The sequence below is a fragment of the Staphylococcus sp. 191 genome (genome assembly GCF_011174885.1).
In the GTDB taxonomy this organism is placed as follows: Bacteria; Bacillota; Bacilli; order Staphylococcales; family Staphylococcaceae; genus Staphylococcus; species Staphylococcus coagulans.
Genome location: NZ_PNRJ01000004.1, coordinates 60,454 through 86,241 on the forward strand (window position 1 = coordinate 60,454; position 25,788 = coordinate 86,241).

The 25,788-nt window shown below is 35.2% G+C and carries 24 protein-coding genes; 1 reads left to right on the top strand and 23 read right to left on the bottom strand.

Going from position 1 to position 25,788, the window contains the following annotated elements; genetic code table 11:
• Positions 1–168 precede the first annotated feature (168 nt).
• The 22 genes from asnS to cmk form a co-directional block, all read right to left on the bottom strand.
• Positions 169–1,461 (bottom strand): asparagine--tRNA ligase, encoded by a 1,293-nt coding sequence (gene asnS, locus C1H58_RS04360; protein WP_060829907.1) that lies wholly within the window; start codon positions 1,459–1,461, stop codon positions 169–171.
• Between the two features lie 68 nt (positions 1,462–1,529).
• Positions 1,530–4,232, bottom strand: coding sequence for a helicase C-terminal domain-containing protein (locus tag C1H58_RS04365; protein WP_165545457.1), 2,703 nt, complete (start codon positions 4,230–4,232; stop codon positions 1,530–1,532).
• A 31-nt stretch (positions 4,233–4,263) separates the two neighbouring features.
• Positions 4,264–5,235, bottom strand: a complete 972-nt coding sequence (locus tag C1H58_RS04370) for a biotin--[acetyl-CoA-carboxylase] ligase (RefSeq protein ID WP_165545458.1) — start codon at positions 5,233–5,235, stop codon at positions 4,264–4,266.
• A complete protein-coding gene (locus C1H58_RS04375; protein WP_165545459.1) occupies positions 5,219–6,421 on the bottom strand; it encodes a CCA tRNA nucleotidyltransferase in 1,203 nt (400 codons plus the stop codon). Before C1H58_RS04375 ends, C1H58_RS04370 begins: the two co-directional genes overlap by 17 nt.
• Before the next feature lie 3 nt (positions 6,422–6,424).
• Positions 6,425–7,549, bottom strand: a complete 1,125-nt coding sequence (gene bshA / locus C1H58_RS04380) for an N-acetyl-alpha-D-glucosaminyl L-malate synthase BshA (RefSeq protein ID WP_060829903.1) — start codon at positions 7,547–7,549, stop codon at positions 6,425–6,427.
• 15 nt (positions 7,550–7,564) lie between these two features.
• A complete protein-coding gene (locus C1H58_RS04385; RefSeq protein WP_165545460.1) occupies positions 7,565–7,888 on the bottom strand; it encodes a nucleotide pyrophosphohydrolase in 324 nt (107 codons plus the stop codon).
• A 272-nt stretch (positions 7,889–8,160) separates the two neighbouring features.
• A complete protein-coding gene (locus tag C1H58_RS04390) occupies positions 8,161–8,859 on the bottom strand; it encodes a zinc metallopeptidase (RefSeq protein WP_060829901.1) in 699 nt (232 codons plus the stop codon).
• 37 nt (positions 8,860–8,896) lie between these two features.
• Complete coding sequence (locus tag C1H58_RS04395) at positions 8,897–9,493, bottom strand: DUF1405 domain-containing protein (RefSeq protein ID WP_165545461.1); 597 nt, start codon at positions 9,491–9,493, stop codon at positions 8,897–8,899.
• A 37-nt stretch (positions 9,494–9,530) separates the two neighbouring features.
• Entirely contained in the window at positions 9,531–10,082 is a 552-nt protein-coding gene (locus tag C1H58_RS04400) for a YpiB family protein (RefSeq protein WP_165545462.1), read from the bottom strand.
• A gap of 11 nt (positions 10,083–10,093) precedes the next feature.
• The gene (locus C1H58_RS04405) at positions 10,094–11,335 is read right to left on the bottom strand and encodes a tetratricopeptide repeat protein (RefSeq protein WP_165545463.1); all 1,242 of its coding nucleotides are present in this window, start codon (positions 11,333–11,335) and stop codon (positions 10,094–10,096) included.
• A gap of 1 nt (position 11,336) precedes the next feature.
• A complete protein-coding gene (aroA, locus tag C1H58_RS04410) occupies positions 11,337–12,626 on the bottom strand; it encodes a 3-phosphoshikimate 1-carboxyvinyltransferase (RefSeq protein WP_165545464.1) in 1,290 nt (429 codons plus the stop codon).
• Positions 12,627–13,700 carry a 3-dehydroquinate synthase gene (aroB, locus tag C1H58_RS04415; RefSeq protein WP_165545465.1) on the bottom strand — a complete coding sequence of 358 codons (1,074 nt, stop codon included), beginning with the start codon at positions 13,698–13,700 and terminating at the stop codon, positions 12,627–12,629.
• Positions 13,701–13,718: 18 nt separating this feature from the next.
• On the bottom strand, positions 13,719–14,888 hold the full coding sequence (gene aroC, locus C1H58_RS04420; RefSeq protein WP_165545466.1) for a chorismate synthase: 1,170 nt from the start codon (positions 14,886–14,888) through the stop codon (positions 13,719–13,721).
• Positions 14,889–15,329: 441 nt separating this feature from the next.
• A complete protein-coding gene (ndk, locus tag C1H58_RS04425; protein ID WP_165545467.1) occupies positions 15,330–15,782 on the bottom strand; it encodes a nucleoside-diphosphate kinase in 453 nt (150 codons plus the stop codon).
• Positions 15,783–15,860: 78 nt separating this feature from the next.
• Positions 15,861–16,817 (bottom strand): polyprenyl synthetase family protein, encoded by a 957-nt coding sequence (locus tag C1H58_RS04430; protein WP_165545468.1) that lies wholly within the window; start codon positions 16,815–16,817, stop codon positions 15,861–15,863.
• Positions 16,818–16,834: 17 nt separating this feature from the next.
• Positions 16,835–17,548: a demethylmenaquinone methyltransferase gene (locus C1H58_RS04435; RefSeq protein ID WP_165545469.1), complete on the bottom strand. Its 714-nt coding sequence runs from the start codon at positions 17,546–17,548 to the stop codon at positions 16,835–16,837.
• 14 nt (positions 17,549–17,562) lie between these two features.
• Complete coding sequence (locus C1H58_RS04440) at positions 17,563–18,129, bottom strand: heptaprenyl diphosphate synthase component 1 (RefSeq protein ID WP_016425111.1); 567 nt, start codon at positions 18,127–18,129, stop codon at positions 17,563–17,565.
• 184 nt (positions 18,130–18,313) lie between these two features.
• The gene (locus tag C1H58_RS04445) at positions 18,314–18,586 is read right to left on the bottom strand and encodes an HU family DNA-binding protein (RefSeq protein ID WP_016425112.1); all 273 of its coding nucleotides are present in this window, start codon (positions 18,584–18,586) and stop codon (positions 18,314–18,316) included.
• Between the two features lie 171 nt (positions 18,587–18,757).
• Positions 18,758–19,756: an NAD(P)H-dependent glycerol-3-phosphate dehydrogenase gene (locus C1H58_RS04450; protein WP_165545470.1), complete on the bottom strand. Its 999-nt coding sequence runs from the start codon at positions 19,754–19,756 to the stop codon at positions 18,758–18,760.
• A 15-nt stretch (positions 19,757–19,771) separates the two neighbouring features.
• Positions 19,772–21,082: a ribosome biogenesis GTPase Der gene (der, locus tag C1H58_RS04455; RefSeq protein ID WP_060829892.1), complete on the bottom strand. Its 1,311-nt coding sequence runs from the start codon at positions 21,080–21,082 to the stop codon at positions 19,772–19,774.
• A 295-nt stretch (positions 21,083–21,377) separates the two neighbouring features.
• A complete protein-coding gene (rpsA, locus tag C1H58_RS04460) occupies positions 21,378–22,562 on the bottom strand; it encodes a 30S ribosomal protein S1 (RefSeq protein ID WP_037559132.1) in 1,185 nt (394 codons plus the stop codon).
• Between the two features lie 91 nt (positions 22,563–22,653).
• Positions 22,654–23,313, bottom strand: coding sequence for a (d)CMP kinase (cmk, locus tag C1H58_RS04465; RefSeq protein WP_165545471.1), 660 nt, complete (start codon positions 23,311–23,313; stop codon positions 22,654–22,656).
• 73 nt (positions 23,314–23,386) lie between these two features.
• Between cmk and C1H58_RS04470 the strand changes: the two genes are divergently transcribed.
• Positions 23,387–24,355: an asparaginase gene (locus C1H58_RS04470; protein WP_165545472.1), complete on the top strand. Its 969-nt coding sequence runs from the start codon at positions 23,387–23,389 to the stop codon at positions 24,353–24,355.
• A gap of 275 nt (positions 24,356–24,630) precedes the next feature.
• Here C1H58_RS04470 and ypdA read toward each other — a convergent pair whose 3' ends face one another.
• Positions 24,631–25,617: a bacillithiol disulfide reductase YpdA gene (gene ypdA / locus C1H58_RS04475; protein ID WP_165545473.1), complete on the bottom strand. Its 987-nt coding sequence runs from the start codon at positions 25,615–25,617 to the stop codon at positions 24,631–24,633.
• Positions 25,618–25,788: the final 171 nt, after the last annotated feature.

A 25,788-nucleotide genomic window follows, 5' to 3' on the forward strand; every position in this document is an offset into this window, starting at 1 on the left:
GAGTGAGTGAGAAACCTCTCAAAAACAGGTTTCATCATCTCACCCCCGAACGAGGTTGAGACCTTTATCACATGGAGACGATAAATGAAAATAACGAACTGACTTATCATGCAAGAAAATTGATAAGTGAATTTATCCATGTGAGCCCAACTTCAATTCGATTGTTAATTAAGGATATAAACGGTTTAATAAACGTGGGAATGGTGAAGTTTCACGAACATGTTCTACTCCTGAAATCCATGCCACAGTACGTTCCAGACCAAGACCAAAACCACTATGTGGCACACTACCATATTTACGTAAATCAAGATAATATTGATAGCTTTCGGCATCGAGATGGTGTGCTTCAATGCGTTCTTCTAATAAATCAATATCATTGATACGTTCAGATCCACCAATGATTTCACCGTAGCCTTCTGGAGCGATTAAATCAGCACAAAGGACAGTCTCTTCATTTTCAGGGTTCGGTTGCATATAAAATGGTTTGATTTTAGTTGGATAGTTAATGATAAATACTGGTAAATCATAATGATTTGCGATAGCTGTTTCGTGTGGTGCACCGAAATCATCGCCCCACTCAATATCGTTAAAGCCTTCTTCATGTAAAAATTTAATCGCATCATCATAAGAAATACGTGGGAATGGCGTTTGAACTTTTTCTAATTTAGAAGTATCACGACCTAGTGCTTTTAATTCAATTTTACAATTTTCAAGTACTGATTTGACGATAAAAGCAACATAAGCTTCTTGCACTTCTAAACTCTCTTGGTGTGTTGTAAATGCCATTTCAGGTTCAATCATCCAAAACTCAATTAAATGTCTTCTTGTTTTAGATTTCTCGGCTCTAAATGTTGGACCAAATGAGAAAACTTTACCATGCGCCATCGCTGCAGCTTCCATATAAAGTTGACCACTTTGAGATAAAAACGCATCTTCATCAAAGTATTTTGTGTGGAATAATTCACTTGTCCCTTCTGGTGCACTAGCAGTTAAAATCGGTGGGTCAATTTTTGTAAAGCCATTATTATTGAAAAATTCATATGTTGCTCGAATAATTTCATTACGAATTTTCATCACAGCGTGTTGTTTTTTTGAACGTAACCATAAATGACGGTGATCCATTAAAAATTCTGTGCCGTGATTTTTAGGTGTAATAGGATAATCATGAGCATCATGGATAACTTCAATTTTTTTTACTTGCATTTCATAACCTAAATCTGAACGTTGATCTTCAGTGATTTCACCTGTTACATAAAGTGAAGACTCTTGTGTTATAGATTTTGCAAGTTGAAATGTTTCTTCATCCACTTCTGCTTTTACTACAACACCTTGCATAAAGCCTGTGCCATCACGTAACTGAAGAAATGCAATTTTACCGCTTGAACGTTTGTTTGCTAACCAAGCGCCTATAGTTACTTCTTGGCCAATCTTATTTTTTGCTTCTTTAATCGTTGTTTTCATAACCATTCTCCTATTTATTAATACTGTTACTATTTTAACAAAAGTAATTACGAACTTCTACCTAATGACTAATCTGCCGAATCATTCGATTGCATTCGATTGAGTAATCGTTCAAATTGTTGAATATTACCTTGATGTTGTTTGTAATGTGTTAATGTGTTTTGGAAAAATTGTTTATATTGACTATGAACGAGGCGATTGTCGAAAGATACGATGACGCCTTTATCTTTTTCGTTTCGTAAAAGACGTCCTAGCCCTTGTCTAAATCGTAAAACAGCTTCTGGCAACACATAATCCTTAAAGACATTATCAAACTCATTCGCAAGTAGCATAGGCTTCGTTGCATGTTGATTCATAAATGGCAATTTAGCAATCATTACACATTTAATCCCTTCTGCTTGATAGTCAAACCCTTCAAAAAATGTGCTTGTTCCCAATAAAATCGCTTTATCAAAATGATTAAACTGTTGAGCAATTTTATAATTTTGGTTTTGTTGTTGCGTTAAAATCACATAATCTTCAAATTCAACCATTTGATTTAAATAATCCATAACGGCATACAACATTTTATAACTTGTAAATAATATTAAGCATTTCCCTTCAACTGTTGTCACGTATCGCGCGATATAATCGACAATGGTTTGGATATATTCATCTTGGTTTTGATAGTTGTAACGCTTGATGTCTTTTGGAATAAAGATATGACCATTCGGTTGAAATGCTTGTTGGGATTGGATTTGATAGGTTTGAAAAGATGTTTCATCTTCAAACCACTTTTTAAAAGTTTTAAATGATTGATTAAAAGTTAATGTTCCAGATACAAACGAAATAGAGTCAAATTTATTCAGAATTTTCTCTGATAATAGATGTTTCACAGAGTGGTCTTTAATATGAATTTTGATGGTTGACTTTTGTTGTAAATTTTTGAGCGACAGATAAGCCATATGTCCCTCTTTCAAACCATTCTCAATGTGTCGTAATTGATCGACAATATAAAGTAAATGTTTACGCATGGTCTTAATTACTTTATGTTTCATACTGTTAAAGTTTTCGAGTGTTAAATTAATCTGTGAAATAAAGTGATGTAGTGATGGTATTAGTACATTGACATCAATATCATAAACATAAAACAGTTTTGACGTTTCATCGTCAAATATGTGTGCATTATGGACCATCTCAAACAAGGTTTCAAAAAACTGTTCGTTCATATCATGTATTGCATTAATATCTTGTTTAACGTTAAAGACATCTATAGGCGGAATATCTAACTTTTCGAGTATTCGTTGTTGCTCCAGCTGATCAATTTGTTTGAGTAACTTTTCGTTTTCTGTTTTCCCAATGAGCCCCAGTTGATATTTAATGTCTGAATAGCCAAAAGCACGCATGGCACAATCAATCGCATAATCAGGCAATCGATGGGCCTCATCGATAATACAATGATTAAACAATTGATAGATCGTATGGTCAGGTGAAGAATATAATAAATGTGCGTGATTTGTAATACCAATTTGAATTTTCGAAGCATTTGTCCGTATATGGTTATAATAATGAATATCTTTACGGATAGGCACATAAGTTTCAACCTTTTGCTCAAAATACATTTTTTGTCCACCACGTAGATTGAGTTCTTCTATATCACCCGTATGTGTCTCTAAAATCCAAATTAATAACTGCATCTTAAGTAAATTCACATCATAATTCGATGTTTCATCTTTTAACACTTGACTGATGAGTCCCAGTGAAATATAGTCTTGCTTACTTTTGATAAGTGTTGCGTTAATCGTACTATTTAAAGCATCATTCAACATCGGAATATCATGAGATAAAAGTTGATTTTGTAACATTTTAGTATTAGTCGAAATCATCACATGTTCGCCTGTTTCGATATAATACATTAATGCAGCGATCAAATAAGCTAAAGATTTACCGCTTCCTGTGTTTGCTTCAATCAAGGCTTTATCATTGTGCATCAATTGCTCAAAAACAACTTGTGCCATATAAAGTTGCTCTTCTCTATATTGATAACCACAATGATCGATAATCAATTGATATAGGTCATTTAAGTCACCTTCAAACTTTAATGTCGCTTCATGAAATTCGGGTTGCGGCTTATAAAAAATCTGCTCAAATTGTTGTAACTGCTTTTGTTCTAATGAAGGTTGGTGTAATCGAACCAATTCGAAAAAATAGTCATCCAGGTTATATTTGAGTTGTTTACTTAAATAGTAAAGCTGCTTTTTAGTATTGAGCGGGAGTGTTTCAAATTTATCAAAGGCTAAAATCATAACACGCGCTGTCGTCCGGGCATCTTCATCCGCACGATGTGCATTCGTTAGAGGCACACCTAAAGATTCTGACAGCTCTGTTAATTGATAGCTTTTTTCGGTAGGAAAAGCAACTTTAAATAGCTCTAAAGTATCAATCACTTTCTTTGGTTGATAATGAATATGACACTTTTTAAAAGAACGTTTCAAAAAATTCAAATCAAAATTCACATTATGTGCTACAAATATACAATCTTTTATTTTTGAATAAATTTCTTTTGCCACTTCATGAAAATAAGGCGCTTGTTGTAACATTTCTTCTTCAATTGAGGTTAGAGCTTGAATAAATGTCGGTATTTGAATATCTGTTTTTATCATTGAATGATAACTATCAATAATTTGTTTATCTTGTACAAATGTAATACCAATTTGTATGATTTCATCATAATTTGTTTGATTGCCAGTCGTTTCAAGATCGATGACGGCATAACAAGGCGATTGCGCCATATAAAAGGTGCCTCCTTTCTCTGTTTGTCGTTTATAATTCGATGTCAGCACTCATTAATCTGTGAAGATCACCTTGACGATCAACGACATGTAAAAAGCCTTGGTCATCAATTTCAACGACTTTACCATAAAATTGCTGTGAACCTTCTGTAAAACGCAGTTGTTTATTCCATATATTTGAATGTGCAATGTATTCATCTTTAATTGCAGTGAATGGCTCATTTAAAAATTGTAAATAACGTTGCTCAATATTACGCATTAACACTTTCAAAAAGTCATAACGATTAGTGTCTTTGCCGTTATGTATTTTAAGGCTTGTTGCTATATGATTTAAACTTGGGTCAAAGTCTGAAGCTTCATGATTAATATTAATACCTATACCACAAATAACTGCTTCTATACCATCTGCATTGGCAATCATTTCAGTTAAAAAACCGCAGACTTTTTGATTTCCAATATAGATGTCATTAGGCCATTTGATTTGAACTTGCTCTGTGAGATAAGTTTGTATCGTTTCACAGATGGCCAGTGAAATAAATAAATTAAAGGTCGTAAGCATTGAAAAAGAAATTTCTGGGCGTAAAACGACAGACATCCATAACCCTTTCTCTTTTGGGGATTGCCAAACGCGTTTGAATCGCCCTTTTCCCGCAGTTTGCGCATCGCTCAAAATCAACATAGTCCCATCAAAATCAACAATCGGTTTTTTAGCAATTTGTTGTGTGGAATCAACCGTCGAATAACACTCGAATTTCTCTATAAATGTAGAATCTTTAAAAAGCCCATTTAAGACGCCTTCGTGCCATTGGGTTGGAAGCTCATTTAATTTATGCCCACGATTATGGACAGAATCTATTGAAATTCCTTCTAATTTAAGTTGATCAATTGTTTTTTTTACAGTCATTCTCGAAATGCTCAGTTTTTCCGCAATGCTTTGGCCAGAGATATAGTCAGGTCTTGCTTCGGTAAGTAGTTCTAATATTATTTCACGATATTTCGACATGTTCTTTCACCCATTCAATAATTTCTTCTTGTTGATTCCCTAGTTGGCCTTTAATGATAGCACATTCAACTTCCCGCAAGGCTTTTTTAAGCCAAGGTCCACCTTTTAAATGAAGTGCATTCATTAAAATAGCGCCATTAATAGCCATAGACTGACGATCCTTTATTGGAAGTTCATCCCATACTGTTCGAAGTGTGCCTTCATTATAAATTAAAGGTGAGGGTAATGAGATTTGGTTTGCTTGCCATATTTCCATTAAACGCAGAAGTTCAAGTGATAAATCCAAACCAAAGTCATAAACAAATAATTTTAATGCATTTTTGGTTTCAATCGATTGACTTGTGTTTATCGCTTTGATCATTGTTGAGACCAACTGGTTTTGGGCTTTACTAAGCTTCAACGATTTTAGAGAGGCTTCCCCATTATTTAACAGGATCAGTGCTAAAAATGCTTCCAACGTAAGTGGTGTGACGATTTTCAAGGAAGACATATTCATATCTTTGAAAAAAGGGATATATTGCCAAATGTTCAACGCTTGTAATAAAGGGAAAGTCTCAGCAACAAAAGTACCATTAAGTAATTTTGTAAGTTCAGCCGTGATGCGTTCAATTGATAAAAATTGTATATCTGATAACCGTTTTTGCATCGCATCATACGTTTGTGATTCGATATGAAATCCTAATTGCGACTTGAAACGGACTGCACGCAAGATTCTTAAAGCATCTTCATTAAATCGTGTCTCAGCGTCGCCAACAGTTCGAATCAATCGCTGCTGAATATCTTGTTCCCCGTCAAAGTAATCATAACGTTGAAAAGAAGTATCCATAGCAATAGCGTTCATTGTGAAGTCACGTCTTTCAACATCTCGATATAAATCACGTACAAAATAAACCTCAGAAGGCCGTCTATGTTCAACATAAGTACCTTCAGCTCTAAAAGTCGTCACTTCATAATTTTCTTTATTCCATACAATATTGATTGTGCCGTGATCTTTACCTATAGGAATCGTGTGTTCAAAAAGTGATTCGATTTCATCAGGTGTCGCACTTGTTGTAATGTCAACGTCATGTATAGAGCGATTCATAATGTAATCTCGTACTGAGCCACCAACGAAATAAGCTTCATAACCATTGTCTGTGAGACGATTTATAATGGGTTGAGCGACTTCAAATTGAAAACGATTCATGAATTAAAGCTCTCCTAACATTTGTTTATAATAATATTCATACTGATCTGCGATATTCTGAGAATGAAAGCGTGTCTCAACATCTTTTAGCATGTGTTGTTGCATCGTTTGATAAAGAACTGGATCTTTTAATAATTTTAATGCATATTGCGCAGCTGTATCACTATCTCCTATGTCTACAAGATAACCTGTTTTTTCGTGTTGAATCACTTCTTGAATACCACCTGCATAGGTTCCTATTGGAATAACACCCGTTTTCATTGCTTCTAATAAAGTTAAACCAAAACTTTCTTTTTCACTCATTAATAAAACAATATCTGCAATTTGATAGAAATTACTCATACAATCTTGCTTGCCTAAAAATAGCACTTCATCGGATAAGCCAAGTTCACGTACTTTCATTCGCATATCTAATAATTCTGGACCGTCTCCGATTAATAATAATTTAGCTTTCATTTGTTTTCTAACTTTACTAAATGTGTCGATGATAGTGTCAATACGCTTCACTTGTCTAAAGTTTGAAACATGGATTAATACTTTTTCATCTTGCTCAATATGATAGCTTTCTTTAAAGGATGGATTATATCTTGTCGGAAATTCTGATTCTCTCACAAAATTATAGATAGGAATAATTTCTTTATTCGGCGCAATAATCTCATTTGTTTGTGCTTTAAGTGATTGACTTACACTTGTCACGACATCACTTTGTTCAATTCCGAATTTTATCGCATTTCTTAACGAATGATCGTATCCTAAAACAGTGATATCTGTTCCATGTAGAGTGGTCATGATTTTAATATCTTTACCCGACATTTGTCTTGCTAAAATACCACAAATGGCATGAGGGATTGCATAATGCATATGTAATACATCTAAATCATACTCATTAATGACGTTCGCAATTTTTGTACTTAACGAAATATCATAAGGCGGGTATTGAAAAACAGAATACTGATTGACATCAACCTGGTGAAAGGTAATGTTAGGAATCGGTTTTGTAAGTCGAAAAGGCATATTTGAAGTAATAAAATGAACCTCGTGGCCACGCTCGGCCATTAATATACCTAATTCCGTTGCAATCACACCTGAGCCACCTACAGATGGATAACAAGTAATTCCAATTTTCATCGTCAATAATCTCCTTTATGATTTTCTTTCAAAACGGGTTTTATCACGCGTATTAAATTTTCGCATCGTTTGATTAAAACTATCCGTCATATCAATATTTAAAGAATTAGCTAAACAAAGTAATACAAATAAATTATCGCCTAGCTCTGCTTCAATCGTATTATCAGCTTCACTCTCTTTTTTCTTCTTTTCACCGTGAAAATGATTGATTTCACGTGCTAGCTCCCCTACTTCTTCAGTTAAGCGTGCCAAATTCGCAAGCGGAGAAAAATAACCTGTTTTAAATTGTGATATATATGTATCAACTTCTTTTTGCATTTCAGAGAGTGACTTGGTCATTTTATGACTTCCTTTCTAAATTCATTCTCTTTTATCTTACATGAAATGAATCGATTTGGGCAATCTATCAAACTCATTCTATTTTAAGATACAACTCAATACGATTTAAATGAAATAAAAATGAGTGAATGCGTATACACAATACATCATGATTTAAAAATAGGTAATTTGAGATTGATGTTATTCCACCTCCAACCATGGCATAACACTGCTTTTAGAGCATAACAAAAAAGAGTTGGAGCAATTTCTCCAACTCTTTTTGCATTCTATTTTTATTGATCCGATGAACGCGCGATTAAAATAAATCGTAATAGCTCAGCGACTGCGACTGCTGTTGCTGCCACATAAGTCATTGCTGCGGCTCTTAAAACGCGTCCAGCGTGTTTATATTCTTTTTCATTTACAATGCTTAACTTTTGAATCTGATTCATGGCACGTTTACTCGCATCAAATTCAACTGGTAATGTCACTATTGAAAATAATACAGCAAAAGCCATTAAGAAAATCCCAATCCATAAAGCAGTTGAACCAATTGCCATTTGTAATCCGGTTAACACAATTCCAGCCATAATGAAAATATATGACAATGAGCTTCCTAGGTTCGCAACTGGTACTAATGCAGAACGGAATCGTAAAAAGAAGTAACCTTCATAGTCTTGAATCGCGTGTCCGACTTCGTGTGCAGCAATTGCAGTTCCGGCTACGCTAGGTCGACTATAGTTGGCGGGTGACAAAACGACTACCTTATTTTTAGGGTCATAATGGTCAGTTAGAAAACCTTGACCTTCTTTTACTTCCACATCATAAATACCATTCGCATGTAAAATTTCTAATGCGACTTCTCTTCCCGTCTTGCCACTTGTCGATCTAACTTGAGAATATTTTTCATAGTTAGATTTAACTTTGTGTTGTGCATACATTGGGAGGATCATAAGTATTACAAAATAAATAATTAAAGACATTAAAGACATTATGCTCACTCCTTTAGACTATATTTTACGTGGTACTTCAAATAGGGTCAATCTTTTTACCTTGTCTTGTAAAATAAATCAAAAACAAAATGGAAATGACTGAAAGCCAAAACGACATGTAACCTATTTGTGTTTCAAATTGTGAGAGTCCTCCATATACAGGATATTGATGGAACACATAATCAATGACATCATTATGAAAGACCCATAGGATACTGACAATAATACTACTTTCGGTAAATTTAAAGAGGGGTAAAAATAAAAAGGCTTGAATGGCCATGATAGCATGCATCAATAGCAACAAAACTCCCATCCCATAAATCGTTTCGTCATGCACAAATAGAATGATATTCATCAAGACGGCCCAAACACCGTATTTAATTAAAGTTACAAAAGCTAGCGCATCGATAAGCGCACTCTTTTTATTAAAATACAGTAGGACAAGTGACACTACTAAAAAGAGTGTTGCAGTTGGACTATCCGGAACAAATGGCCAAAAATACCAAGGTGTCGTGGCCAATCTGGATTGATACCAAATATAGCCGTAAATTGTACCTAAAATATTAAATAAAATAAGAAGTAAAAATGGCGTTCGATTGTAAAATAATATGTTTTGGATTTGTGTCCATAGCATGGTGGAACCTCTCGTAATTAAATTGAATTTAACCGTATTAATCATTCATGTGACGTAGTTTTAATAAGTTCAAAACGTTTGAATAATGATGAAAAGCCTCTACATCGTTCATGTTAAGACTTAAATCAATTTGTGATTGAATGGTGAGAATTAACTGATGCTCAATATTTTTAGATAATTCAATAGTATACATATCTTTTAAGTAATCATGGTTATTGTAAGAAGTAATAATTTGATGTAATAATAGGCGATCCATTCTCTTATCGCGTTGAGATGTATGTCCAAAATGGATTTTTATATCAATAATGTCATCGTGCTTTACGATATTGTGAAAAATCTCGTTTGAATTCATTAAATTCGTATGTGTATCATGATACTTAATTGCAACAAACGGGGCATCTTCAGTTGCAATTTCAAGTGTGGGATGCCCCTGTACAATATGATCAACAAAATGAATACGTTCGAGCCTTTTGCTATTTGATCTGATTAGGTTTAAGATCCAAACGCTAATTCTTGATTTAAATTGATAATGAAATAGTAGATAATCAATAAAGTTTCTTTTTTCGTAATTTAAATGCACTTCATACATGAATCATCACCTTAAATTAAACGTTCTTGTTCTTCAATCCATGTTGCATTACCTTTATCTTTTTCAATAAGCGTTTCGAGTATACCTTTTGCTTGACCTGTCTGACCGACTTCGATGAGGTAATAATAGTAATCTTTTAAGAAATCGATATTTGCTTTATACGTATCAAAAGCGAGTTCATAAAAATGTTGCGCTTCCTTATCGCGTTCTTCTTCTCCAAATGCATATGCCAATTGCCATACAAATTGAGGATCCATATCTTCTTCATTGACAAATTGCACCAACTCAATAATGGCTTCATATTCTTCTTCTTTTCTAAATAGGTCCGCAAGCATCAATAAAGGTTCTTGATAACTTGGATCAACTTCAAGGGCTTGTTTTAACAATTCGACACCCTCGTTTTGGTCGCCATGTTCAATTTGTAATGCGCCTGTACTATACATTAATTCTTTATAAAATTGGTTGAGTCGCAACCCCTCTTGTCCAATCTCAATGGCATCTGGAAAACTTTTTTCATTTTCATATAGTTGTTGTAAATAATAATACCCTTGGATGAAATCCGGATCTTTTTGTAATAAAGTTTTCATGAGTTTAATCGCTTCATGCGTTAAATCATTTTTTTCATAAGCAATTGCTTTTTTCAAGTAGTCTTCAGAATGAAGTTCTTTTTCGTTGATTTCATCAAACCAACGTAATGCATCCGTATAATTACCGCTTTGAAGGCTACTGTCGGCTAATCTAGAAAACAAATTGATACCATTGATTTCATATTCACCGCTTTCAAGAACAGTGTCATATTCTCGCGAAGCACGTAAATATTGTCCATCGAAATAAAGAAGCTCCGCAAGTGCAAAATGTATAATCGGATCCGCAGGTTGCATATCAATCGCTTGTTGTACTTTTTCTATTGCGATATCCACCATACTGATTTGTTGATACAAATCTGCTTCTAACATTAAACGTTCAGGAGTAAGGGGGACTTCGTTTAAATATTCTAAAGCTTCGTCTGTATGATTTTCGGAAATCAATCCATCAATAAAATAAATTAGTATTTCATCTTCATCGGGATACTTCATATAAAGAGTTCTAAAAACTTCAAGACCTTGAGGTGTTAGACCAAAATTGTATAGTGTCTCACCTAAAACGAACAACGCATCATCATCGTCAGACTCCAATGCTTGTTGTACTCGAGAATCAAGCTGGCTTAATTTTTGTAGATTGATATCATCGATTAATTTATAGATGTCTTGCATATTATCCCTCATTTTCTAATTGTTTTAACATAGGTAAGAACCCCGGGAAAGATACGTTTACACTTTCAAATTGATGAATACGTACAGGTTGTTCAGTGAGTAATGAAGCAACTGCTAGCATCATGCCAATTCTATGATCCGTATGGCTATCGAGATCTGAAAGTTTGGAAACTGTTGAAGGCTCAATGATAAGCCCATCTTCTGTCGGTTTTAATTTTAAGCCAAGTTTACTCAGTTCGTTTGCTGTCGTATCAATTCGATTGGTTTCTTTTACCTTTAATTCTTCAGCATCTTTTATGATACTTGAACTCGTAGCTTGTGTACAGAGTAATGCAATCACTGGTAACTCATCAATACAACGTGGGATGAGTGAACCTCCAATTTCAATACCTTGTAAATGAGGTGTATATTGTACACGAAGCGTCGCTGTAGGCTCGGGTCCGTCGGTTTGTTGAGTTAATGTAAGGCGGCCTCCCATTTTCTGTACAATTTCAATGATGCCATCACGTGTGGGGTTGATTCCTACATTGTTTATCGTGATATCACTATTCGGTGTTATTAAGGCAGCAACAATAAGAAAAGCGGCTGAAGAGATGTCGCCTGGAACATAAAAATCTCGTGCAACAATGTTGTCAATCCCTCTCGGTGGCAATGTCACTGTTAATTGATTTGTTTCAACAGGTATCTGATAATGGGCAAACATCGTTTCTGTGTGATTACGAGACACTTCAATTTCATGTATGACAGTTTCTTCATTGGCAAACAAACCCGCTAATAAAATAGCACTTTTTACTTGCGCACTTGCAACGGGCATTTGATAATCTATGCCTCGAACTTGACTTGGCATTACAATGAGTGGTGTATAGTTTTCATCAACGCCACTAATATTGATATTCATCTTTTGAAGTGGTTGTAAGATACGATTCATTGGCCTTTTTGCAATAGATGCATCGCCTGAAAGCACACTTCTTAACCCCATTCCGCCAGATAGTCCTGCTAATAATCTTGTTGTTGTACCTGAATTTCCTGTATATAAACATTGATGGGGTGTTTTAAAATCTTGATACCCTGGTGAATCAATCACTATTTTTTCTGATGTGATGGTCATCTTGACCCCTAGTTTTTCAAATATTTCGGCTGTACGTAAACAATCTTCACCTAACAGAGGTTGATAGATGACTGATGTTCCTTTCGCTAAAGAAGCAAAAATGATTGCACGGTGTGTCATTGATTTGTCTCCGGGAACCGTGATTTCCCCTTTTAGAGGACCTTTTAATGTTATGGTTTCCATTTAATTCACCTCTTTGTGGAGTTGCTTAAGTTGCATAAATGCTTGATGTAAAATGTTACGATTCACGTGGACTGCAATAGGACTACCGATGCCTTTTAATAAAACCATGCGTACACCATCAGCGTCATTTTTTTTATCGTGTAACATCAGCGCATATAACGGTTCAAATTGGAACGATGTGACGATTTCCAACGGATAACCTAATGATTCGAAGTAACGATAATAGTGTTGAAGATTAAACGAAGTGTTGAATAAAATATTTGATACAATAAATTGATATAATATGCCAATCATAACAGCATAACCATGTGGTAATCGATGATGATATTCTACAGCATGACCAAAAGTATGACCTAAATTTAAAAACTGGCGTTGTCCCTTTTCTTTTTCATCTTCAACGACAATTTGTAATTTTGTTTGGATACCTTGAATTAAGTATGTTTCGATTTGTTTTAAAGATTTGAGCTCTATTTGACTCGGGTATTGATTTTCTAAAGCTTTTGTTGCATTTTCATTTCTCAATAAAGCATGTTTGTATATTTCAGCGAAGCCACTTAATATTTCGCTTTCAGGTAACGTGTCTAAAAAGTCTAAATCATATAGTACCGCTTTTGGCCGATGAAATGCGCCTACTAAATTTTTACCTTGCTTTGTATTAATGCCGACCTTACCTCCGATACTTGAATCGTGTGCCAAAAGTGTCGTAGGAACTTGTATAAAATCTACGCCTCTCAAAAGTGTAGCAGCTAAAAAGCCTACAAAATCTCCTGTAGCGCCACCTCCAATTGCGACAAGACAGGTATTTCGAGTGGGATGATAAGATAATAATAACTCTAAGTACTCTTCATAATATGAGAAATATTTGACTTGCTCTCCTGAAGGAATCGTGATGCATGTCATCGCTTGAGTGGTCACAAGTTGATCGATTTTACTTTTCCAAAGTTGATAAACTGATGCATCTACGAAGACGAAAGTGTGCTGATAACTCGAAGTGAATTCGGTTAGCTTGTTTAAGGATGAATGTGCGACAATAATAGGATAATTATTTTGTGCGTATGTGGTTGTCAATTCCAATGTCAATCACCTATTCTTTTAAAATGTTTTGTTAAGTTCGCGTCTCTCTGTTACAAGTTGAACTAAACGTGCGAAATCATGTGAACCAAATTCTTCTAAAATTGCTTTCGAGATTTCAAAAGATACCGCGTGTTCGCAAACGACACTCGCAGCAGGTACAGCACAACTATCTGAACGTTCAATCGTTGCTTTAAATGGCGCTTTCGTATCAATATCAACTGAATCAAGTGGTTTGTACAAGGTAGGAATCGGCTTCATAACACCATTCACAATGATTGGCATCCCATTTGACATTCCGCCTTCTAAACCACCAAGATGATTGGAGGCTCTGTAGTAACCTTTTTCCTCTGAAAATAAAATTGGGTCTTGTATTTCACTGCCTAACTTTTCACCAGCTTTAAAACCTTCGCCAAAACTAACACCTTTAAATGCATTAATACCAACGACGCTTTGTGCAATGCGACCATCTAATTTTCTATCATAATGCACATAACTTCCTATACCGATTGGCATATGATTTACAATCACTTGCACCACACCACCGATTGAGTCACCGTCTTTTTTAGCTTGATCGATTTTATCACGGATAGCTTGAGCAATTTGAGAATCAATTACGCGGACATCATTTTGTTCTACATTTTCTATAATTGTTTCAATATCATAAATACCTTGATCTTTAATGCCACCAATTTCAACAACACGACTATAAACGTCTATACCCAATTGTTTAAGCATTTGCTTGCAAAGTGCCCCCACAGCCACTCTTGACGCAGTCTCTCGTGCAGATGAACGCTCTAAGATATTGCGTAAATCACGATGGTTGTATTTCATCCCGCCAACTAAATCAGCGTGTCCTGGTCGCGGTTTAGTAATGACACGTTTCATATTGTCTTGCGCTTCTTCTGAGATAGGTTCAGCACCCATAATGTTACGCCAATGTGTAAAATCATCGTTCTTTATGACAACGGTGATAGGACTTCCTAAAGTATAGCCGTGACGCACACCAGAAACTATTTCAACTGTGTCTTTTTCAATTTGCATACGGCGACCTCGGCCGTATCCACCTTGACGTTTAAACATTTCTTCATTGATTTGATTGATATCGATTTTCATATTTGAAGGCAATCCCTCAATAATAACTGTTAATTGCGGTCCATGTGATTCTCCAGAAGTTAAAAACCTTAACATGACTGACACGCCCCCTTAGATTAATATTCCTAATCAATTTGCGATTAATAGATCTAATTTAAAATTCGTATGCCTCATATCATAGCATAAAATAAAAGATAAATTAATACAATTCAGTCTTTTTTGTTTATCGCTTTTAATGGCTAAAGTATATATTAGTATAACGCTTTTTAATCGTATTCTTTGAAGCGGCTCTGTATTAAGCGCTCTATACATAGGTTAAATGAATTGATTTGATGGAAATAGTTAGAATGATGTGTCGCTCAAAGACAACTGCTTTTGCTCGAACAAATGCTTATTATAGTAGAAAGATGTATCAATGACTATATATTCATTTGAAAGACATAAAAAGGCTGTGGGTTGATACAAATGAGGCACAAATCAAAAAGAGAAACCCGAGATGATTCCGTTGTTTTCACGAAAGTCTCGGGTTCTTAATAATTAACCTTCATACAACCAAGTTTCATCAGGTGTATGATATGTACTGATTTCTTCTTCGTTAAACCATAAGGCAATTTCTCGCTCAGCAGATGCGATAGAGTCTGAGCCGTGGATGACATTACGACCAACAGTCAAGCCTAAGTCTCCTCGAATTGAGCCTGGTGTAGCTTCAGATGGATTTGTGCTACCGATAATATGTCTTGCGACTGCAACAGCATTTTCACCTTCTACAACCATTGCGAATACAGGTGCTGAAGTAATGAAAGAAACTAATGAAGAATAAAATGGTTTCCCTTCATGTTCTTGATAATGAGTTTCTGCAAGTGATTTAGAAACTGTCATCAATTTTGCACCTACAAGTTTTAAACCTTTTTGCTCGATACGCTGTACAATTTCACCTATTAATTTACGTTGAACAGCATCTGGCTTAATCATTACAAAACTTTTTTCCATGTTGAGATATCCCCCTGTGTATTTATAGTACAAGAATATCCTATCATTAGTTTGAAGCGCTTTCAACAACAAACTCATCTAATGCATTCTGTTTTGTAATCGTTTAATTAATTTTTTAAAATGCGGTGTAATATCACTTTTAGGTAAAGTATTAAGTAAGCTTGTCGCTTTATCCAAATATTTTTGACTAATATCTAGCGATTGTTGAATGACATCAGAATTTCTAATCTGATTTATGCACCACTCAAAATCAGCAGTATCTGACTGTCGATTTAAAGCCACAACTTTCTCTTTAAACGTCGGATTGTTTCTCATTTCCAATAAGACAGGAAGTGTCATATGTCCATTGCGTAAATCACTTCCGACAGGCTTCCCTAATTTTTTCTCTGTACTCGTAAAGTCAAGCACATCGTCAATAATTTGAAAGCTCATTCCAATATTATGGCCAATGTTGCGCATTTTTCTTACAGTTTCGGTATCAGCTTCAGCTGTCATTGCGCCAACTTCAGTTGCTAATTGGATTAATAATGCTGTTTTACGATTAATACGTCTCAAATAATTGGTCATCGATTGTGTAGCTCTAAATTGATCTTGAAATTGAAACAATTCACCTCGACAAACTTCAATAATAGCTTGTGAAAGCGTTTGATGGATGCGATAATCTTCAATTTGAGATAAGTGTTCTAATGCCCGGGCAAGCAAAAAATTTCCAGTCAATATGGCTGTAGGTTGATCCCACTTTTTTTCAATCGTCAACTTCCCTCTTCTTTTGTCGCTTAAATCAATCACATCATCATGTACAAGTGTCGCCATATGAATAAGTTCGAGCGATGTAGCTACTTGATAAGCAGCTGTATTTGCAGGGTTTTGACCAACATAACTGCTTAAAATGACAAAAAGAGGTCGAATACGCTTGCCACCAGATGATAAGAGGTGATTAGCAGCATTTTCAAGTGTTGAATCATCCGATTGAACCAACTGCTTTAACGAGTTTTCAATTTTTTTAATTTCTTGATTCAAATTTATTTTCGACATGCATAATCACCTTTTAATTATTTCGATTTCGGTTTGTATGCTAAGTGCATAGCTGATACACCACCGGTAAAACTACGTACTTTAACATTTTGGAAATGCACTGATTCGAAAAGACCTTTTAATTTATTACGGTCTGGAAAATCAAATGCAGATTGCTGTAACCATTCATACTCTTGTTTTGATTTAGCGAAAATTTTACCGAATAATGGCATTACAAATTTAAAATACATTTTATAAACTTGTTTAAATACTGGAATAGTTGGTTGACTTGTTTCTAAACATACGACCATGCCCCCTGGTTTTAGGACACGATGCATTTCAGATAAAGCTTTTGAATAATCTGGAACGTTTCTTAATCCAAATCCGATTGTGACATAATCAAAAACATTATCATCAAAAGGGAGTGCCATCGCATCGCCTTGTACAAGACGAATATTATCCATATGTGCAGTCTTTTCTTCGCCTACCTTTAACATGTTTTCACTGAAATCAAGTCCTGTGACTTCGCCTTCTGGACCTACAGCTTTGCTCAACGCAATTGTCCAATCAGCAGTACCACAACATACATCTAGTGCTTTTGAACCAGGCTTAACGTTCATTTCTTTCATCACTTTTTTACGCCATACTTTATGTTGTTCAAAGCTAATAATGTTGTTTAATCGGTCATATTTACCGGATATATTTTGAAATACCTCATGAACATGGGCTTTGTTTACATTGTTTTTAGCCATTTTAGAAACCTCATTTATTCTTTAATATAATTTTGGAGTTGGTTAATCGTCTCTTCAATTTCAGTCGTATCAAAATCGATGAGATAGGTTAAATGTTGAATTTCAAGATGATTAATCAGGTAGGCACGAAGAGTATTAAATTCAGTTTCTTTGCTGAATCGGTCAATTAGAACTTTAATTAAGAGGGTTTCAATCGTAATGATTGTCTCCAAAAATTCTTTTTGGCTTAGCGCTTTGCCTTGATGTTGTATGAATGATTTCAGTTCATTTATTTTAACAATCGCCTGACTCATTTTAAGTTGAAAATGAACATCTTTTAAATCCGCTATTAATTGATAATAGTGGGCACTCATTAAATCACCTATTAAAATTGCATCCCGTTCATAATGATAGAAGCTAATCCGATCTAGATGCTTCATTGATGTATCAATTGAAAGGCATGCAAGTTTCGCATTTAAAGGGACTGATAACTGATCTAACAAATGACTTAATGGTTTATTAATATGTATATTATCTGGTTGATTCAATTGATTCAGTCGATTATCAATTTGTCGTTGTAAATACGTTAAAGTATTTTCCATATGCCCCACCTCTATTTTTAATCACTCTCTATCTTAACACTATCATTCAAAAATTTAAATCTGAATTACTTTTCTATAAGAGATATTGAGGTTTTGAGATGGTTGTATTGTGAAAAGATATGGAAAATGACTTAATTAAAGCAAAAAGCCCTATAAAGGGCTTTTTTACTTGTAAATAATTGAATTATTTTACTGCATCTTTCAATGCTTTACCTGCTTTGAAAGCTGGAACTTTACTTGCAGGAATATCAATTTCTTTACCAGTTTGAGGGTTACGTCCTTTACGTGCAGCACGTTCACGTACCTCAAAGTTACCGAAACCGATTAATTGTACTTTTTCACCTTTAGCTAGTGTTTTTTGAATTGATTCAAAAACAGCATCAACTGCTTGACCAGCTTCTTTTTTAGTAAGTTCAGCTTGATCAGCAACAGCGTTGATTAAGTCAGTTTTGTTCATGTCAATTCACCTCCTCAAAGGTTATGTAATGATAATTCAATTATCATTATGGTATGACTTTAACACAAGCCCATACAAGACTGCAACGATTTATATGCGAAAAACGTTGATTTAATCGCATTTTGTTAAATTTTAGAGATTTATGACTAAAATGACACCCTTCAAGGAAAGTTATTCTGATTTTTTAGTTCTTCCCATTAATGCTTTTACTGCGCGTTCAACAGGCTCATCCTCGAACAGTACACGGTATAACGCTTCAGTGATTGGCATCTCGACTTGTACCGCATTGGATAAATGATAAACAGATTCAGTTGTATAGACACCTTCAGCAACCATATTCATTTCACTCATAATTTCTTTCAACTTTTTCCCCTTACCGAGCTGATAACCTAAAGTGAAGTTACGAGAATGCGTTGAAGTACAAGTCACGATTAAATCTCCAATGCCTCCTAAACCTTGGAAAGTAAGAGGGTCAGCTCCCAGTTTGACGCCAAGTCTTGTTATTTCAGCAAGCCCTCGTGTCATTAAAGCAGCTTTTGCATTATCACCAAAGCCCATACCGACTAATACGCCACTCGCAATAGCAATAATATTTTTCAAAGCGCCCCCGAGTTCTACGCCAACTAAATCATCATTCGTATAAACACGTAAATAATCTGTCATAAAAAGGTCTTGGATACATTTACGTAATTCAGGATCACTTGAAGCAGCTGCGACAGTTGTAGGTTGTTTAATGACAACTTCTTCAGCATGACTCGGACCAGATAGAACGCCAATACCAGCATTATATTCAGGAGAAATTGTGTCTGCTAACATTTCAGATACACGTTTAAATGTTCCGTTTTCAATCCCTTTTGTAACATGGATAAACGATTTGCGAGTCGTTAACAATCCATTGACTTGTGTCATCACCTCTCGGATAGCTTTTGTTGGTAAGGCAACAAGGAAAATATCTGCATGGTCAATTGCCGCTTCGATATTTGTTGTCGCATTAATATGGTGATTTAATTCTACGTTCTTCAAATAATTATGATTGGTATGATGCGTGTTAATCTCTTCAACAGTTGATAAAGTTTTCCCCCACATGAGTGTGTTATGGCCATTCTCTGCTAGAACATTTGCTAATGCAGTACCAAAACTGCCTGTACCAAACACGGTAATGCTTGTCATATAAACCCCTCCGATTTAGTTTCGTTTTCGAGCAATAATGTGAACAGGCGTACCTTCAAAACCGAACGCTTGTCTAATTTGATTTTCAAGGTAACGTTTGTATGAGAAGTGTAATAGTTCTACATCATTAACAAACACCACAAACGTTGGTGGCTCAATAGCGACCTGTGTAGCATAAAATACGTTCAATCTGCGGCCTTTATCCGTAGGTGTTGGATTCATGGCAATGGCATCTGTAATGACTTCGTTCAGCGTTGAACTTTGTACACGTTTTTTATGGTTTTCACTTGCTTCGTTAATTAACGGGAATAACGTGCGTAAACGCGTACCTTCTTTAGCAGATACAAAAGCGATTTGTGCATAGTCTAAAAATTGGAAGTTTTGTCTAACATCATCCATAAATTTTTTCATTGTTTTACTGTCTTTTTCTAATGTGTCCCATTTATTGACTACGATAACGATAGCTTTTCCTTCTTCGTGTGCATAGCCCGCAACACGCTTGTCTTGTTCGATAATACCTTGTTCTGCATCGAGTACGACAAGGACGACATTAGAACGTTCAATGGCTTTCAATGCGCGTAACACTGAATATTTTTCAGTAGATTCGTAGACTTTACCTTTTTTACGCATACCCGCCGTATCAATTAATACATAATCTTGGTCTTCATAGCTGTATACAGTATCAATGGCGTCACGTGTTGTTCCTGCTACATTAGAGACGATAACACGATCTTCACCAAGAATCGCATTGATTAAACTAGATTTACCAACATTGGGTCTTCCAATTAATGATAATCGTATTGTGTCTTCATCATATGGATCTTCTTCTTCAGGTTTAAAATGTTTTGCGACCTCTTCTAATAAGTCTCCAAGTCCAAGTCCGTGTGAGCCTGAAAGTGGGAAAGGTTCTCCAAATCCAAGTGAGTAAAAGTCATAAATATCATTGCGCATTTCATGATTATCTACTTTATTGACAGCCAATACGACTGGCTTTTTTGATTTATATAGCATCTGTGCAACCATCTCATCACTTTGAGTGATACCTTCCCGCACATTGACCATAAATATAATGACATCCGCTTCATCAATCGCAATTTCGGCTTGTGCGCGAATTTGTGTTTGAAAAGGTGCATCCCCAATTTCGATACCGCCAGTATCAATAATATTAAATTCGTGTGTTAACCAATCGCCACTTGCATAAATACGGTCACGTGTTACACCAGGTGTATCTTCCACTATGGACACACGCTCGCCGACGATGCGGTTAAAAATAGTAGATTTTCCAACGTTAGGACGACCAACGATAGCAACTACAGGTTTCGTCATGATTGTTCTTCCTCTCTATTAATATCTTTATTATTTTAACATATCCGTGTAAGCGCATCGACTACAAGCACTATGCTAAATACAACAATCGTATTATATCATGTGAAGTAATGGATATAAATGGAACGTATAACAGTCTTTTTCTCTTCATTAATGCATTCAAAGAAAAAGAGTAAAGTACAAGTCAATTGTAATTGCTTAGACTCATACTTTACTCCAGAAATATAGACGAATGCATCAACACATATCTGATTAATGATCTATGTTGACGCATTGTAATCTCAATAAATTTATATTATAAATTTAAGTCTTTAAGTTTATCTCCAAAAACATCTCCTAATGTAGGATTGTTTTCATTTTCATCAGTTGATTGTTGCGTGTATTGTTGTGTTGTTTCCTCTGAAGCTTCTTCAGTTTCCTCTTTAGGTAAAGCCGCTTTGATTGATAATGAAATACGTTCTTCTTCAGGATTGATACCTAAAATTTTAACTTGAACTGTTTGTCCAGGCTCAAGTACTTCACCAGGTGTACCAATGTGCTTATGGCTGATTTCAGAGATATGAACAAGGCCTTGTAAACCATGATCGATTTCAACAAATGCACCGAAAGAAGCTAAACGCATAACTTTACCTTCTACAACGTCACCTTCACTATATTTTTCTTGAATCGTTTCGAAAGGACTAGGTAAAGTATCTTTAATTGAAAGTGAAACACGCTCAGAATCTTGTTCTACAGAACGAACTTTCACTTTTACAGTATCGCCAATTGTAACGACTTCTTCAGGTGTTTTTACATGCTCGTGAGATAACTCAGATACATGGACTAAACCATCTACGCCACCAAGATCGATGAAAGCACCAAAGTTAGTTAATCGTGCTACTTTTCCTTCGATAATGTCGCCAGCTTTAATAGATTTTAAAAGTTCTGCTTTTTTCTTCTCATTTTCTTCTGCTTCTACTGCTTTGCGGCTTAAGATGACACGATTTTTTTCAGGTTCAAGTTCTTCAACTTTAAGTTCAAGCACCTTACCTTCATAATCTGAGAAATCTTCAATGTAATCAGTTGAAATTAACGATGCAGGAATGAATCCTCTTTGACCAACATCCACTACTAAGCCACCTTTAACAACTTCTGTTACTTTAGCCTCAATTGTTTCGTTGTTATCTAATTTTTCTTGTAAGTACGCATAAGATTTCTCTTCTTCTAACTTGCGTTTAGAAAGGATGTAACTTCCTGTTTCATTTTCCTCATCGATTTCAATTTTAGTAACATATGCACCGATTTCATCTCCAACTTTAACAACTTCATTCGCGTTGTCCACGTGATAAGTTGATAGTTGGCTGATAGGAATAATGCCGTTAAATTTCCCACCATTTACATGTACAACAACGTGTTTATCTTCAATTTGCTGTACTTCACCTGTAATCTTATCGCCTTCCTTAATGTCATTAATCATTGATTCATTGAATTCTTCAGTCATCATGAATGCCTCCTTATACTACTACATAATAATAACTTCTTATAAAAGCGTTGAATTGTCAAGAAATTTAGATAAGTTTGAATAAAATAATTCAAACTTTATTTACTAGCGCTATAATTCTATTTGTGACCTCTTCAATCGATAATCCTGTTGTATCAATTTCTACAGCGTCATCTGCTTTTTTTAATGGTGAAATTTCACGATTCATATCATAGGCATCTCTTTCGGCAATATCTTTTTTTAATTGTTCGATTGAGGATACAATTCCGCGTTCTTGGTTATCTTTGAAGCGGCGCTCAGCACGCTCTTCAACAGATGCAATCATATATACTTTCACTTCGGCATCAGGAAGAACAGTTGTGCCAATATCTCGGCCATCCATAACGATGCCTTTTTTAGCCGCTAATTTTTGTTGTGCTTGTACTAAAAACGCACGTACCTCTTTGATTGAAGCAACATAGGATACTTCTTGCGTGACATCGTTTTCTCGTAGAAAATCAGTGACATCTTCATCATTTAAATAGACACGCTGACCTTTTTCTGGATCATATGCAAGATGTAAATCAATTTGATCCATCATTTTGTCAAAATGCACAATGCGGTCCTTATGTTGTAAGTAATAATAAGTGATCGCACGATACATAGCCCCTGTATCGACGTAGACCATTCCGAGTTGTCCTGCAACTCTTTTCGCTATAGTACTTTTACCAGCAGCCGCTGGTCCATCTAATGCAATGTTTATCGCTGTCATTTGTTACCTTCCTTGTCGTTTGTTTAACATTATTTTATCATAAGAATGGATGGCTTTACGAGGAGGAACTTATATGAAAAAATTATTAGTCATACATACAGGGGGCACCATAAGTATGTCGGAAGATGAATCGAATAAAGTCAGTACGACTGCTGACAACCCTATCTCACATCATCAGGATGTCATTGCGAAATATGCAAAAATTGATGAAATTATGCCTTTTAACGTGCCTTCGCCACATATGACAATAGAGCATGTGAAGATTTTAAAAAATATGATTGAAACACCAGAAAACTTGAATTATTATGATGGCTTTGTCATTACTCACGGTACAGATACATTAGAAGAAACTGCTTTTTTATTAGATTTAACAGTTGCTACTTCTAAACCGATTGTTATCACGGGTGCCATGCGGTCTTCAAATGAAATTGGTTCCGATGGTCTATACAATTTTATCGCTGCAATTCGTGTTGCGATATCGAATGACTCTGAAAATAAAGGTGTAATGGTTGTATTTAATGATGAAATTCACACGGCACGTAATGTGACTAAAACACATACATCAAATACGAATACATTTCAAAGTCCCAATCACGGGCCGCTTGGTGTGATAACGAAAGCAGGCATTTACTTTCATCATAAACCTTATGAAAGCCAAAATTTTCATTTGATTGACTCTACACTGAACATTCCACTTGTTAAAGCGTATATGGGAATGGGAAGTGAAATGTTGCAATTTTATGCAGATACACAAGTAGATGGATTAATCGTCGAAGCATTAGGGCAAGGTAATCTTCCGCATACTGCAATGCAAGGGCTGAATGCATGTTTAGCACAAGGTATACCCATTGTGTTAGTTTCACGTTCTTTTAACGGTATTGTAAGTGCTGTGTATGCGTATGAAGGTGGCGGTCATCAACTGTATGAAAAAGGTGTTATCTTTTCTAATGGGTTAAATGGTCAAAAAGCTAGACTTAAATTGTTAGTGGCATTAAGTAATCAATTGACTCATCCACAAATACAAAACTATTTTAATGAATAAAACCATATAAATTGGATTTTTTAAGATAGGATAAAAGTGATTGTGGATGAGTCTAACTGGTGTTATGCGCGCACGCATTGAGGAACATAAGTTTGTTCTTTAATGCGTTTTATATGCGGACTGATTAATTTAAAATAAGCAAAAATTGGGGTTAATATACGTAAAACTGAATTTATGAGAAGATTATAAATAAACAACAGAGCAGTAGTTGTCTATGGCAAACATGACATAGACAACTACTGCTCTGTTTAGATACGCTAAAGGCAGCGTATCATTTATGATTCTAGCGGCGCTTGCTTTTTAGTTAAAATATCTTGCGCAATTGCATCGCCATGATATTTGCCATTTTCTATAAAAATTGTGTTCGCATCATTTCCTGCCGCAATAACACCTGCAATATAGCAATTTTCGATATTTGTTTCATACGTATCGTGATGGTATACTGGCGCTGTTCCAAAATCGTTTGTATGCACTTCGATACCGATAGATTTCAAAAATTCATAATCTGGATGATAGCCAATCATTGCAAATACATAATCGTTTGGAATGGTGATACGTTCACCCTCTTTTTCAAAAGTAACATGACTGTCAGTAATTTGAGTGACAACACTATTAAAATGCATTTTTACGTTTCCTCTACGGACCAATGATTCAAAATTAGGTAAAATCCATGGCTTAATAGAAGGTGAATAAGCTGCACCACGATAGATTACGGTTACTCGTGCTCCCGCTTTTTCTAATTCAATTGCAGCATCGACTGCTGAATTTTTCCCACCAATAACAACGACATCTTGGTCAAAAAAAGGATGGGGTTCTTTGAAATAATGCATGACTTTTGAAAGTTCAGCGCCTTCAACCTCTAATGTGTTATGTTGACCATAATAACCCGTTGCAACAGTTAAAAAACGACATTGATAAACATCTTTCGTAGTAGTTAAAGTGAAATGATCGTCCATTTTCTTCACTGTTAAAACTTCTTCAAAAGCATTAATATTTAACTGATGATACTTTACGACTTCTCTATAATAAACAAGTGCTTGATTTCTTCTAGGTTTAAGCTCCTCAACAATAAAAGGAACATCACCAATGCTGAGTTTATCACTTGAAGAGAAAAATGTTTGGTGTGTAGGGTAATGATAAATGGCATCTACTACATTACCTTTCTCAATAATAAGCGTTTCAATCCCTTTTTTCTTTTGTTCTATAGCAGCACTTAAGCCACAAGGACCGCCACCGATGATGATACTCTCTACAGTTTTCATTTTTAAACAAGAACATTAAAAAATGATGGTGAGTTACCACATATTATGCTACTTTAATGTTCTATATAGCCTCCTAATTCACATACTAGCACAGTATATTATAAGAACTGTTATTTTCCTTAAGTATTATAACAAGTTTTTTTATGAATCTAAATTGAAATGTATGTATAA